The organism is Flavonifractor sp. An112, assembly GCF_904377885.1.
In the GTDB taxonomy this organism is placed as follows: domain Bacteria; phylum Bacillota; class Clostridia; order Oscillospirales; family Oscillospiraceae; genus Flavonifractor; species Flavonifractor avicola.
In genome coordinates, this window is sequence record NZ_CAJFGT010000070.1 from 1 (window position 1) to 13,130 (window position 13,130).

General features: G+C 64.2%; 9 protein-coding genes. 5 read left to right on the forward strand and 4 right to left on the reverse strand.

Annotated elements, in window-relative coordinates; all coding sequences use genetic code 11:
- Window positions 1-1,272, forward strand: a 1,272-nt coding sequence (locus IHN22_RS10280; protein ID WP_191435154.1) for a polyribonucleotide nucleotidyltransferase, incomplete at its 5' end; no start/stop codon positions are given.
- An 81-nt stretch (window positions 1,273-1,353) separates the two neighbouring features.
- Here the strand turns inward: IHN22_RS10280 and ftsH are convergent.
- The gene (gene ftsH / locus IHN22_RS10285; RefSeq protein WP_191435155.1) at window positions 1,354-3,237 is read right to left on the reverse strand and encodes an ATP-dependent zinc metalloprotease FtsH; all 1,884 of its coding nucleotides are present in this window, start codon (window positions 3,235-3,237) and stop codon (window positions 1,354-1,356) included.
- A gap of 210 nt (window positions 3,238-3,447) precedes the next feature.
- Between ftsH and IHN22_RS10290 the strand changes: the two genes are divergently transcribed.
- Entirely contained in the window at window positions 3,448-3,927 is a 480-nt protein-coding gene (locus IHN22_RS10290; RefSeq protein WP_365814104.1) for an SLOG family protein, read from the forward strand.
- Here IHN22_RS10290 and IHN22_RS10295 read toward each other — a convergent pair.
- Both IHN22_RS10295 and IHN22_RS10300 read right to left on the reverse strand, forming a co-directional pair.
- Window positions 3,914-5,284 carry a penicillin-binding transpeptidase domain-containing protein gene (locus tag IHN22_RS10295; protein ID WP_191435157.1) on the reverse strand — a complete coding sequence of 457 codons (1,371 nt, stop codon included), beginning with the start codon at window positions 5,282-5,284 and terminating at the stop codon, window positions 3,914-3,916. The genes IHN22_RS10290 and IHN22_RS10295 overlap by 14 nt on opposite strands.
- Window positions 5,271-7,061, reverse strand: coding sequence for an FtsW/RodA/SpoVE family cell cycle protein (locus IHN22_RS10300; RefSeq protein ID WP_191435158.1), 1,791 nt, complete (start codon window positions 7,059-7,061; stop codon window positions 5,271-5,273). Before IHN22_RS10300 ends, IHN22_RS10295 begins: the two co-directional genes overlap by 14 nt.
- A gap of 209 nt (window positions 7,062-7,270) precedes the next feature.
- On the opposite strand from IHN22_RS10300, the gene yedF reads away from it, so the two are divergent.
- Together yedF and IHN22_RS10310 are read left to right on the forward strand one after the other, a co-directional pair.
- Window positions 7,271-7,870 carry a sulfurtransferase-like selenium metabolism protein YedF gene (gene yedF, locus IHN22_RS10305; RefSeq protein ID WP_191435160.1) on the forward strand — a complete coding sequence of 200 codons (600 nt, stop codon included), beginning with the start codon at window positions 7,271-7,273 and terminating at the stop codon, window positions 7,868-7,870.
- On the forward strand, window positions 7,870-8,127 hold the full coding sequence (locus tag IHN22_RS10310) for a DUF3343 domain-containing protein (RefSeq protein ID WP_191435167.1): 258 nt from the start codon (window positions 7,870-7,872) through the stop codon (window positions 8,125-8,127). The genes yedF and IHN22_RS10310 overlap by 1 nt, the downstream gene beginning before the upstream one ends.
- Before the next feature lie 59 nt (window positions 8,128-8,186).
- Here IHN22_RS10310 and IHN22_RS10315 read toward each other — a convergent pair whose 3' ends face one another.
- The gene (locus IHN22_RS10315; RefSeq protein WP_191435162.1) at window positions 8,187-11,858 is read right to left on the reverse strand and encodes a phosphoribosylformylglycinamidine synthase; all 3,672 of its coding nucleotides are present in this window, start codon (window positions 11,856-11,858) and stop codon (window positions 8,187-8,189) included.
- A 360-nt stretch (window positions 11,859-12,218) separates the two neighbouring features.
- On the opposite strand from IHN22_RS10315, the gene IHN22_RS10320 reads away from it, so the two are divergent.
- Window positions 12,219-12,965, forward strand: coding sequence for a zinc ribbon domain-containing protein (locus IHN22_RS10320; RefSeq protein WP_191435163.1), 747 nt, complete (start codon window positions 12,219-12,221; stop codon window positions 12,963-12,965).
- The last annotated feature ends 165 nt before the right edge of the window (window positions 12,966-13,130 follow it).

Here is a 13,130-nt window from a genome sequence, read left to right on the forward strand (position 1 = left end):
TATCCCGAGATGGACAAGTACCTGGAGGAGATCACCTACAAGTTCCAGAAGAAGATCGTCAAGGCCTGGCTGCTGGAGGGCCACCGTGTGGATGGCCGCGCCAAGAACGAGATCCGTCCCCTGGCCGCCGAGGTAGGCGTGCTGCCCCGTGTTCACGGCTCCGGCCTGTTCACCCGCGGTCAGACCCAGGTTCTGTCCATCTGCACCCTGAACACCCTCTCCGCCGCCCAGAAGCTGGATACCATCTGGGAGGAAGAGGAGAAGCGGTATATGCACCACTACAACTTCCCCGCCTACTCCACCGGCGAGGCCCGTGCCGCCCGCTCCACCAACCGGCGTGAGAAGGGCCACGGCGCTCTGGCCGAGCGGGCTCTGGAGCCCGTCATTCCCTCCGTGGAGGACTTCCCCTACGCCATCCGCGTGGTGTCCGAGGTGCTGAGCTCCAACGGCTCCACCTCTCAGGGCTCCATCTGCGGCTCCACCCTGGCTCTGATGGACGCCGGCGTGCCCATTTCCGCCCCCGTGGCCGGCATCTCCTGCGGCCTGATCCAGGACGACGACGGCGGCTTCACCACCTTCATCGACATCCAGGGCGTGGAGGACTTCCACGGCGAGATGGACTTCAAGGTGGCCGGTACCAAGGCCGGTATCACCGCCATCCAGATGGACATCAAGAACGACGGCCTGTCCCATGAGATCATCAAGGAAGCGCTGGACATCACCAAGGACGCCCGTTACGCCATCCTGGACGAGATCATGCTGCCCTGCATCTCCAAGCCCCGTGAGGACGTGGCCGACACCGCTCCCAAGATGGTGAAGATGAAGATCGACGTGGACAAGATCCGCGAGGTCATCGGCTCCGGCGGCAAGGTGATTCAGAAGATCTGTGCCGACACCGGCGCCAAGATCGACATCGAGGACGACGGCACCATCTACATTGCCGGTACCGACAAGGCCTCCTGCGACGCCGCCAAGAAGACCATCGAGACCATCGTGTTTGTGCCCGAGGTGGGCCAGCTGTACTACGGCAAGGTGGTCCGCATCCTGCAGTTCGGCGCTTTCGTGGAGCTGGCCCCCGGCAAGGACGGCATGGTCCACATCTCCAAGCTGGCCGATCACCGTGTGGAGAAGGTGGAGGACGTGGTCAACATCGGCGATATGATCTGGGTCAAGGTCACCGATATCGACGAGAAGGGCCGTGTCAACCTGTCCTACCGTGACGCCCTCAAGGAGATCAAGGCCAAGAAGGCCGCCGGCGAGCCCATTAAGTAAATCCGGATATGATAAAATCCCCGCTGCCACATTGGCAGCGGGGATTTTATGTTTGAATTTTGTGGGTTTGGTGGCAGAGGCTTATCCCTGCTTCAGCAGGTCCATGAACTCATCGCCGGTGATAGTCTCCTTCTCCAGCAGGTAGCCCGCCAGCTTCCGCAGCTGGTCCTCGTGGTCCTTCAGCAGGGCCAGGGCCTTTTGGTGAGCCGCCTTCACGGTGGCCACCACCTGCCGGTCGATCTCAGCCGCCGTCTCGGCGGAGCAGGCCAGGGAGGTGTCGCCTCCCAGGTACTGGTTCTGTACCGTCTCCAGGGCCACCATGTCGAACTGGTCCGTCATACCGTACCGGGTGATCATGGCCCGGGCCAGCTTGGTGGCCTGCTCAATGTCGTTGGATGCGCCGGTGGTGATGTTGTCGGGGCCGAAGATCAGCTCCTCGGCGGCCCGGCCGCCGGTGAGGGTGGCGATCTTGTTGGTCAGCTCCGCCCGGCTCATCAGGTTGCGCTCCCCTTCGTCCACCTGCATGGTGTAGCCCAGGGCCCCCGAGGTGCGGGGGATGATGGTGATCTTGGTCACCGGGGCGGAGTGGGTCTGGAGGGCGGCCACCAGGGCGTGGCCCACCTCGTGGAAGGACACCAGCTGCTTCTCCTGGGGAGAGATGACGGCATTCTTCCGCTGGGCGCCGGCAATGACGGTTTCCACGCTCTCCTCCAGGTCGGCCTGAGTCACCGTCCTGCGGCCCTGCCGCACCGCCCGGAGGGCGGCCTCGTTGACGATGTTGGCCAGCTCCGCGCCGGAGGCCCCGGCGGTGGCCCGGGCGATGGCGCTCCAGTCCACGTCGGCGTCGATGTGGACGTGCCTGCCGTGGACCTTCAGGATGGCTTCACGGCCCTGGAGGTCGGGCAGCTCCACCGGCACCCGCCGGTCAAACCGGCCGGGCCGCATGAGGGCGGGGTCCAGGCTCTCGGGGCGGTTGGTGGCGGCCAGCAACACCACGCCCTTGCTGGAGTCGAAGCCGTCCATCTCGGCCAGCAGCTGGTTCAGGGTCTGCTCCCGCTCATCGTTGCCGCCGTAGCCGCCGGTGTCACGCTTCTTGCCGATGGCGTCGATCTCGTCGATGAATACGATGCAGGGGGCCTTCTCCCCCGCCTGCTTGAACAGGTCCCGCACCTTGGCGGCGCCCATGCCCACGAACATCTCCACAAACTCCGAGCCGGAGATGGAGAAGAAGGGCACCTTGGCCTCCCCTGCCACGGCCTTGGCCAGCAGGGTCTTGCCGGTACCGGGAGGGCCCACCAGCAGCACGCCCTTGGGCAGCTTGGCGCCGATCTCGGCGTACTTGTCCGGCTCGTGGAGGAAGTCCACCACCTCCATCAGGGCCTCCTTGGCCTCGTCCTGGCCCGCCACATCGGCGAAGGACACGCCGGTGGAGGCCTCCTCCACATAGACCTTGGCGTTGGCCTTGCCGAAGGTCATGGCGTTGCCCATGCCGCCGGGCAGATTGTTGCCCATCCGCTTCATCATGAAGCGGGAGAGCAGCTGCCCGATGAGAATAAAGAAGAAAATGGGCAGAATCCAGCTGACCAGGAAGGCCAGAAGGGGATTGGCCTGGGTGGGGATCTCGGCGCTGAACACGATATCCGGGTCCTCCCGCAGCTGGCTGAGCAGCCGCTGGCCGTCGTCCGGCCAGATGCCGGTTTTGTAGTAGCCGGTCCGTCCTGTCTCGTCGGCGGCGATAAAGACGATCTGACGGCTGTCCTCATCCAGGGCAACTTCTTTTACCTGATCGTCATCCACCATGGTGAGGAACTGGCTGTAGGGCACCTCGATGACCTGCCGCTCCAGCACCGAGGGGAAGACAAAGGCATTGAGAAGCATCAGGACCACCAGGGCCAGAGCATAGTAGAAAATCAGTGGTTTTTTGGGTGGGCTGGGATTTTTCCCGTCCTCTTTGACCTCTTGCATATTAGAATCCTCCGATATCCGAATAATATTTTCTGTGCTAAATAAATAATAGAGTTTTGAGCCTCAAAGTCAAGAGGATTCCCCAAGGTTTTACACATTATTCACATACGGTGTGGAAAAGTTCAGGGCGCTGCCATTTGGCAGCGCCCTGAATGCGACAAAATTCGTCCTTTGTCCCGGCCTATACTGGGGAAAAAGGGGGGACTGGGTATGACCATGCGGGAACAGACCTGCTGCTTCACCGGCCACCGGGACATTCCATCCACACAGCGGCGGGCGCTGGTGGAAAACCTGGAGGAAACGGTGCGGCAGCTTATCGCCCGGGGCGTGCGGTACTTCGGCGTGGGAGGTGCTTTGGGGTTTGATACCCTGGCAGCTCAGACTGTGCTGGGTCTGACGGGGGAGTTCCCTCATATCAGGCTCATTCTGGTGCTGCCCTGCCCCGACCAGACCAGAGGCTGGCGGGAGGCGGACGTGGCGGAGTATGAGCGCATCAAGTCCGCCGCACACAAGGTGGTGTACACCGCCGGCCGGTATACGCCGGGATGTATGCACAAACGCAACCGGCATCTGGTGGATCACAGCGGGGTGTGCGTGGCCTGGTGCACCCGGGATACCGGCGGCACCGCTTATACGGTCAACTACGCCCGGCAGCAGGGGCTGGAGGTGCTGCTGCTCAATAGCCGTTGACCAGGGCGTCCAGCACCTGAGCGGCCACGGAACCGGCCACGTCGGCGCCCGAGCCGCCGTTCTCCACCAGCACCACAAAGGCGTAGGGGGCGTCCTCATTGCGGAGGAAGCCGGCGAACCAGGCGTGGGGGGAGTTGCCGCCCCCCACCTCGGCGGTACCGCTCTTGGCGCAGATGTCCATATTGGGGAACCGGCCGGAGCCGTAGGCGTCGATGACGTTGCGGGACATGATGTCCGCCAGGGTGGCGGCGGTGGAGGACTCAATGAGGGTGCCCGTCTTGCTGGTCCACTGGGGCAGAGAGGGCAGACCCAGGGGATTTTCCACCTTGAGGATGAGCCGGGGCACGGCGGCCTTGCCGCCGTTGGCGATGGCACCCATGTAGGTCATAATGGCGCAGGGGTTGGCCAGGTCGTTGTACTGGCCCACGCCGGCCCAGGCCAGCTGGCCGGTGGTGCCGGTGAAGTCAAACCGCCCGGCGGCGGAGGTGAGGCCGCTGACCTTATAGGAGGAGGTGAGCCCCGCCTTTTGGGTATACTTGGCCATGACCTCCGGTCCCAGCTCGGCGGCCAGCTGGCCGAACACCCCGTTGCAGGAGTTGGCCAGGGCGTCATAGATGTCCATCTCCCCATGGGCGTGGGGGCAGGTGATGGCCTCACCCCCCACCTCAGTGGAGCCGGTACAGGTCCATCTCCGGTCAAAGAGATCGGGGATGTTTTCAATGGCGGCGGCCAGAGTCACCGTCTTGAATACCGAGCCCGGCGGGAAGGTGCCGGAGAGGAAGCGGTTTAAATACACGCCGTCATAGGCGGGATTGTCCTCCACATCCTCCGGCGGGTCCAGAGGGTCGTAGGTGGGGGAGGACACCATGCACAGAATTTCTCCCGTCTCATAGTTGTACACACCCACCGCGCCCTTGCGGCCTCCCAGGGCCTGATAGGCGATGTAGTTGAGCCGGGCGTCCAGAGTGAGGTACAGATCGTTGCCGTTGCCCAGAGGGGAGTAGGCCCCGGTGATCAGATTATAGCCCGACAGCTGGCTTGCAAAGGCAGTGAGGGCGCCGGTGCCGATCTTGCCCTGGGCGTCACCCACGGCGTGGAGGGTGGCCTTGCGGACGGTGGCGTTTTCGTAGTAGTGGCGGTTGCCTTCCTCGTCGGCCCAGGACAGCACGTCCCCGTCCCGGTCCAGCACCCGGCCCACCGACAGCTGGCCCTGGCTGTTGTACAGGTGGCGGTTGGCGGCAAAGGAGGCCCAGCGGTTGCCGTAGAGCACATAGCGCACCACATAGAAGCCCAGCCCCAGGATCAGGGCGGCGGCCAGGATCAGGCAGAGGAAGGCCCGTTTTTCAATCTTCTTCATAGCGGCCCTCCCACTGCTCGTTGCGTTTCATGGACAGCTGGGCGTTCTGCCGGTCCTCCTTGCGGGAGGGCAGGCGGATGGCGAAGCTGGCGTTCTGGCGGGTATCGGTAGCCTTCAGGTAGGCCAGCAGCCCCCAGGAGGCGATCATGGCGGTGCCGCCGTTGGACACAAAGGGGAAGGTGACGCCGGTAAGGGGCAGAATGTCCACCGCGCCGAACACGTTGAGGCAGGTCTGGAACACCATCATGGAGGTGGCGGCGCAGGCGGCGATGATATAGAAGGAGGACCGGCCCGCCCGGCAGGCCCGGACGGCAAACACCGCCAGAGTGACAATGGACAGGATGGCCAGAATGGCGATGATGAGGCCCCACTCCTCGCACAGCATACCGAACACCAGATCGGTGTCGCCCGCGCCCACGTTGTGGAGCCAGCCCTCGCCGGGGCCAACGCCCACCAGACCGCCGGAGGCGGCGGCCGACATGGTGCGGGTCTGCTGGTAGCCGCTGCCCACCGAGGCGTTCTCCCAGGCGTGGCCCCAGGTGGCAAACCGGCTCATGATGTAGGGCTTCACCGACAGCATGGTGAGCACGGCGAACACGCCGCCGCCGCAGATGAGGGCCAGGGTGGCCCAGTCGCCGGAGCGGAGGTAGGCGATGACCAGGAAGGTGACGAAAAAGATGGCGGCGGTGCCGAAGTCGCTCATATAGGCCAGGCAGGCCAGGGACACGCCGGTGAGTACGATGAACAGGCCCAGGTTCCGCTTGCGGAAGAGCCGCTCCAGGGTGGCGGCTCCGGCGAAGATATAGCAGATCTTGGCGATCTCCGAGGGCTGTACGCTGATGCCGCCGATGGAGATCCAGTTGGCCGCGCCGTACTTGGGATCGGCCAGGCCCAGCTTGTAGAGCACCACCGTCAGGCTGAGGAAGCCGATGGCCGCCCCGGCCATGAGCCAGCGGATCTTTTTGGCCCGTTCCAGGTCCCGGAGAAAGACGCCCAGGATGAGGAAGAGCACCAGCCCCAGCACCACGCAGAGGAACTGCTTGAAGAGGGCCCCTGTGTTGGAGGAGCAGGTCACCGACAGGGACAGGGTGGACAGGAAGAAGGCGATGGTCTCCATCTCAAAGCCCACCCGCCGCATGGCCCGCAGCACCAGGAAGTAGAGCCACATGACCCCGGTAAAGCACAGGAAGGTGATGGGGATCATGGGGGAGGCACCGGGGCCCTCGCTGATGATGAGCTGGATGGCGGTGAGCACCTGGAATACCGTCAGCAGCACCAGGCCCAGCCAGGGGGAAACAGGGCGGGACCGGCGGCGGCTGCTGCGCCGCTTGGCCTTCTCCTCAGGGGAGAGGGGGAGCAGTACCGTCTCCACCCCGCCCACCGCCAGCACATCGCCGTACTGGACGGGTGTGGCGTCGTGGACCGGCTTGCCGTTGACGGTGACCCCGCCCTTGGAGTTTAAGTCGTAGGCGGTCCAGGTGTCGTTTTCGTTGCGGATGAGGGCGGCGTGCTGCCGGGATACCACCGGGTAGTTGAGCACCACGTCGCAGCTGCTCCCCCGGCCCAGGATATTCTCCCAGTGGGTGAGGGGCTGGTTGGCCCCGTTGGGCAGGGTGAGATAGGCCCACACCTCGGGCAGGCAGGGCACCGTCAGCAGGGAGCGGATGGTGCGGATGAGGATGAGCAGGGCCAGCACGGGAAAGACAAAGCGCACGATGGAGGTAAACCAGGCGCACAGCGCCTCGTTTCCCGCCAGCCAGCCGGTAAGAAGTTCCATACCGCTCACCTCCTTTCGCGTTGGATGATTTCAGGCCCGGCTGTCCGCCGGGCCCTTACAGTATAGCACAACTTCTCCCGCCGAAAAAGCGCAAGGGGGGTCCGGCGGTGGATTTTAAAGAATTTTTCACATTTTCCACCGGTTTTCCACCACTTGCGGCGGGGAAGATACGGGGGTATAATGAAGAAAAAACGCAGGAGGACAACAACATGGCACACATTGTAGACGCCAAGGGCAAGCCATGCCCCACCCCGGTGATCCTGGCCAAGGGGGCCATGGCTCAGGGGCATACGGCCTTTACCGTGCTGGTGGACAACCCCACCGCCGTGGAGAATCTGAAGCGCCTGGCGGACAACCAGGGCTTTGCTGTGCAAGTCCGGGAGGATAACAACACCTTTGCTCTGGACTTTAGTAAGGGGGAGGGGTGCGCCGCCTGTGAGGAGGCCGTCAATTCTCCCTTGCCCGCCGCCGGAGGGGACTGGGCGGTGTTCGTGGGCCGTGATATCATCGGCGACGGGGACCGGGAGCTGGGCACCAACCTGATGGGGATGTTCTTCTACACCCTGGCCCAGGGGGAGGACAAGCCGGGTGCGGTGCTCTTTATGAACGCCGGGGTCAAGCTGCCCACCCTGGACGAGCAGGTAGCGGACCACCTGAAGGCCCTCAGCGACAGCGGCACGGAAATTCTGGTGTGCGGCACCTGCCTCAACTTCTACGGCCTCACCGATCAGCTGAAGGTGGGCACCGTCAGCAATATGTATGACATCGTCACCCGGATGCAGAAGGCGGTCAAGGTGATCTCCCTGTGATGGATTACGGCGTCATCACCTTTACCTCCACCTACGGGGCCATTTATGCCCAAAAAGTGCTGAAAGAGGTGGCTCCCGTCCAGGTGATGCCGGTGCTGCGGGAGATCTCCCTGGGCTGCGGCATCGCCGTCCGGTTCCGGCCGGAGGACCTGGAGGGGGTAAGAGCCGCCCTGGCCGCCTCTGACCTGAAGGAGGGGGAGTACGCCTTCTACGCAATTACCGGCAGCGGTCACAACCTGAAAGCGGAGCCCCTGTAGGGGGCCGAAATACAGCAGCAGCCCCCCGCCAACCGCGGGGGGCTGCTTTGTTTTGTTGTTTACTTGAAGTACTCCGCGCCGCTCTCCAGCAGAGGCTGGTGCTTGTCGCCGGGGATATTCTTGCCCACGAAAGTACCGTACCGCTCGGAGTGGCCCATCTTGCCGAACACCCGGCCGTCGGGGGAGAAGATACCCTCGATGGCACACAGGGAGCCGTTGGGGTTGACGTCAATGTCCATGGAGGGCACGCCATTGGCGCCCACATACTGGGTGGCCACCTGGCCGTTGGCGATGAGCTGGTCCAGCACGCTCTGGGGAGCCACGAAGCGGCCCTCGCCGTGGGAGATGGGGATGGCGTGGAGGTCGCCCACGTTGGACTTGAGCATCCAGGGGGAGTTGACGGAGGCCACCCGGGTGGTGACGTACCGGCTCTGATGGCGGCCGATCAGGTTGTAGGTCAGGGTGGGGCAGTTCTCGTCCATGTCCCGGATCTCGCCGTAGGGCACCAGGCCCAGCTTGACCAGGGCCTGGAAGCCGTTGCAGATGCCCAGCATCAGGCCGTCCCGGTTTTTCAGCAGGTCGTGGACCGCGTCGGTGATGGCGGGATTGCGGAAGAAGGAGCAGATGAACTTGGCGGAGCCGTCGGGCTCGTCGCCGCCGGAGAAGCCGCCGGGGATAAAGACGATCTGGGCCTTGCGGATGGCGCTCTCCAGCGCCGCGGTGGACTGGAGCAGGTCGTCGGCGGTCAGGTTGCAGATGTTCACTGTCTCGGCGTCCATGCCCGCCCGCAGGCAGGCCCGGACGGAGTCATACTCGCAGTTGGTGCCGGGGAACACGGGGATGACCACCCGGGGCCGGGCGATCTTGGACTTGCACACAGCGGGGGAGCGCTTATCCCAGGAAATGGCCTCCACCGGGGCGGCCTTACCCGCCTTCGTGGGGTACACGTCCTCCAGCACGCTCTCGTTGAGGGAGAGCAGCTCATCGATGGAGGCGGAGTCGCCGTTGACGCTGACGACGGCCTCAGCGGTGGTGTGGCCGATGAGCTGGCCGCCCTCGCACTCCTCAGTGAGCTGGGCCACGATGGCGCCGGGCATGGGGGCATCCCAGTCCAGGCTGTTCTCCACGCTGGCAAAGCCGATGGAGTTGCCGAAGGCCATGTTCATGACGGCCTCGCCCAGGCCGTTTTCCACAGCCCAGGCCGCCTCCACCTTGCCAGCCTGATGGAGGGCGTACAGGGTGTTCCAGGCGGACTTGCTGTCCTCAGAGGCGAAGAGGTACACCGGCTTGCCTGCCGTCTTGAACTCGGGGGAGAGGACCTCCTTGGCCTTCACCGGGGCGATGGCGAAGGAGATGAGGGTGGGGGGCACGTCCAGGTTCAGGAAGGAGCCGGACATGGAGTCCTTGCCGCCGATGGCGGCGGCCCCCAGCTCCAGCTGGGCGTCCAGCGCGCCCAGCAGAGCGGCAAAGGGCTTGCCCCACCGCTGAGGCTCGGTGCGCAGCTTCTCAAAGAACTCCTGGAGGGTCAGGTAGGCCTTCTCATAGTTGGCGCCCGCCGCCACCAGCTTGGCCACCGAGGTATACACCGCGCTGTGAGCGCCGGCGTAGGGGTTGGCGGACAGCTGGTCGGGGTCGCAGCCCCAGGCCATGACGCTGGCCTGATCGGTCTCCTGGTTGGGCTCCACGGGGAAGAGGGCGGCCATGGCCTGGGCGGGGGTGCGCTGGCTCTTGCCGCCGAAGGGCATGAGCACGCTGCCCGCGCCGATGGAGCCGTCAAACCGCTCGGTGAGGCCACGGCGGGAGGCGGACTTCAGGCTGGCGGCCATCTCCCGCAGGGTGCGGAACTTCTTCTCACTCTGGGAGGCGGCGGCCTTTTCGTCCACCTGAACGGAGGCGTGCTTTACCGCGCCGTTGGTGTTGAGGAAGGCACGGGACAGGTTGGCCACGGTCTGGCCCCGCCAGGTCATGACCATGCGGGGGGACTCAGTGACGGTGGCCACCTGATAGGCTTCCAGGTTTTCGGAGGCGGCAAAGTTCATCAGGGCCTGGGCGTCCTCAGGGGCAACCACCACGGCCATGCGCTCCTGAGACTCGGAGATGGCCAGCTCGGTGCCGTCCAGGCCGTCGTACTTCTTGCGGACGGCGTCCAGGTCGATGGACAAACCGTCGGCCAGCTCGCCGATGGCCACGGAAACGCCGCCGGCGCCGAAGTCGTTGCACCGCTTGATGAGGCGGGTGACGTTGGGGTTGCGGAAGAGCCGCTGGAGCTTGCGCTCCTCGGGGGCGTTGCCCTTCTGGACCTCGGAGGCCATGGTGTCCAGGGAGGACAGGTTGTGGCTCTTGGAGGAGCCGGTGGCGCCGCCGATGCCGTCCCGGCCGGTGCGGCCGCCCAGCAGGATGACCACGTCGCCGGGGGCGGGAGTCTCACGGCGGACATGGTCGGCGGGAGCCGCGCCCACCACCGCGCCGCACTCCAGATGCTTGGCGATGTAGCCCTGGTGGTACAGCTCGGCCACGTGGCCGGTGGCCAGGCCGATCTGGTTGCCGTAGGAGGAATAGCCGGCGGCGGCGGTCTGGGCGATCTTGCGCTGGGGCAGCTTACCCTCCAGGGTCTCGCTCACCGGCACCCGGGGGTCGCCGCAGCCGGTGAGGCGCATGGCCTGGTGGACATACACACGGCCGGACAGGGGGTCCCGGATGCAGCCGCCGATACAGGTGGCGGCGCCGCCGAAAGGCTCGATCTCGGTGGGGTGGTTGTGGGTCTCGTTCTTGAACATCAGCAGCCAGTCCTGCTCCTTGCCGTCCACCTGAGCGGGGACGTGGATGGAGCAGGCGTTGATCTCCTCGCTCTGGTCCAGCTCGGGCAGCAGGCCCCGCTTCTTCAGGGTCTTAGCGCCGATGGTGGCAATGTCCATCAGGGTCTGGGGGCGCTTGGCCGCCTTCTCCTCGCCGTACACCTCCACACGGGCGGCCAGATAGCGGTCATAGGCCGCCTTGACGGCGGGGTCGGTGATGTCCACACTGTCCAGATGGGTGGAGAAGGTGGTGTGGCGGCAGTGGTCGGACCAGTAGGTGTCCACCACCCGCACCTCGGTGAGAGTGGGATCCCGCTTCTCCTCGTCCTTAAAATAGGTCTGGAGGAAGGTCAGGTCGGCCAGGTCCATGGCCAGGCCGTACTGGTTGAGCAGGGCCTCCAGGCCCGCCTGATCCAAGGTACAAAAGCCCTCCAGCACCGGCACATCAGCGGGCTCGGGATACTGCTGGATCAGAGTCTCAGGCTTGTCCAGGGCAGCCTCCCGGCTCTCCACCGGGTTGATGAGATAACCCTTGGCGCGGGCCAGGTCATCCTGGGACAGAGCACCGGCCAGTACATAGACGGTGGCAGCCCGGACGGTGGGCCGCTCGCCGCCGGTGAGCATCTGAATGCACTGGGCGCAGGAGTCGGCCCGCTGGTCGTACTGGCCCGGCAGGGCCTCCACCGCCAGCAGAGCGCCCTGGGTCTCCGGCATGGTCTCGTCCCACAGCTGGTCCACCTGCGGCTCGGACAGGATGGTGGTGCGGGCGGCCTCATAGGCACCCTGCTCCACGCCCTCCACATCGTAGCGGCGGATGACCCGCACGCCGGTGAGGCCGCTGAGCCCCAGGGTGCCCTTCAGCTCTCCCAGCAGATGGCCGGCCTCCACGTCAAAGCCCGGCTTTTTTTCCACATAACAGCGAAATACCTTCCCCATATGTACCTCCCTTAAAACTTCCCGCGGATGGAGAGACTCCATCCTGCCCCGCGGGTGCCGCCTGTGCAACGGACGGCGCGCAAATGGCCCGGTCAGCGCCTTTTTCTGGTCTGCCGGGAATGTCTCTGACATAACTATAGCACGGGGGACCGGCCTGCGGCAATAGGCAAACCGACAGAGAAAACCGGGGGAAAGTCAACAATTTCTCTTCCATCGATTTACTTTTTTCTTCAGCTATGTTATAATCTCGACAATCCGGTTCCATGTTCAAGAGAACCGGTATGCTCCGTCCTAGGGAAGCGGAGCGACAGATTGTGCGGCAGAACCCGTTTTGCCGCCACTGAGAAGGAGTGTTGTGTAATGTTCTGTCCCAAGTGCGGGAAGGAGATCCCTGACGGTTCCGCATTTTGTTCTTCCTGCGGCACCAATGTGAACACCATGGGCGGCCCCAGCGGCGCTGCCAAGCCCTCTGCGGCGGGTGCAGCCTTCAGCGGCCTGGGCGGCTTCCTGAAGGGCTATTTTGCTTCCCCTGTTCAGGCCACCCGGGACACCCTGGCCAAGCGTGACCTGGCAACTCCCCTGATCCTGATGGGCGCGCAGCTCATCGCCTGCATCCTGATGCTCCTGGGCTTCTGCCTGAAGCTGCAGATGATGTCCTACGGCTACCTGGAAGTGCCCTTCCAGTTCTGGTTCTTCGGCGGCCTGCTGGGCGATGCCATTGGCGTCATCATCTTTGTGGCTCTGCTCTTCGGCGGCGCCAAGATCCTCAAGTCCGGCTGCACCTTCCAGGATGCGCTGATGGCCTGCGGCTGTCACTCCATTTTCATCACCATCCTGATGGTCATCACCTTCCTGTGCTTCCTGATCTCCCTGGAGCTGGGCGCCTGGCTGTTCATCATCACCATGATCCTGTGGGTGGCCCTGGGCGTGTCCTCCTTCCAGATGATCGCTCCTGAGACGGAGTCCGGCAAGTCCTGGCTGATCTATCTGGCTGTGGTGGCAATCACCATCATCCTGACTCTGCTCATCGTGGGCAACGGCCTGCTCCCCGCTCTGGCCGGTTCCAGCTCCGGTCTGACCAGCAGCCTCTTCGGCTCCATGTTCTGATCCGTCCATACAGACAAAACACCGGGCGTGCTGCACAGCAGCGTGCCCGGTGTTTCTTTGCACAACAAAGGGCCTGTTGCAAAATAGCTGTTTTGCACAAACCTGTCATTGCGAGCCAGTGCGCACACTGGCGTGGCAATCCGTTTCCCCGGCAAAAGGGGCGGA

Excerpts from the sequence above, each read along its gene's own strand:
- ftsH (WP_191435155.1), bottom strand. The coding sequence starts at position 3,237 with ATGCAAGAGGTCAAAGAGGACGGGAAAAATCCCAGCCCACCCAAAAAA.
- IHN22_RS10290 (WP_365814104.1), top strand. The coding sequence starts at position 3,448 with ATGACCATGCGGGAACAGACCTGCTGCTTCACCGGCCACCGGGACATT.
- IHN22_RS10295 (WP_191435157.1), bottom strand. The coding sequence starts at position 5,284 with ATGAAGAAGATTGAAAAACGGGCCTTCCTCTGCCTGATCCTGGCCGCC.
- IHN22_RS10300 (WP_191435158.1), bottom strand. The coding sequence starts at position 7,061 with ATGGAACTTCTTACCGGCTGGCTGGCGGGAAACGAGGCGCTGTGCGCC.
- yedF (WP_191435160.1), top strand. The coding sequence starts at position 7,271 with ATGGCACACATTGTAGACGCCAAGGGCAAGCCATGCCCCACCCCGGTG.
- IHN22_RS10310 (WP_191435167.1), top strand. The coding sequence starts at position 7,870 with ATGGATTACGGCGTCATCACCTTTACCTCCACCTACGGGGCCATTTAT.
- IHN22_RS10315 (WP_191435162.1), bottom strand. The coding sequence starts at position 11,858 with ATGGGGAAGGTATTTCGCTGTTATGTGGAAAAAAAGCCGGGCTTTGAC.
- IHN22_RS10320 (WP_191435163.1), top strand. The coding sequence starts at position 12,219 with ATGTTCTGTCCCAAGTGCGGGAAGGAGATCCCTGACGGTTCCGCATTT.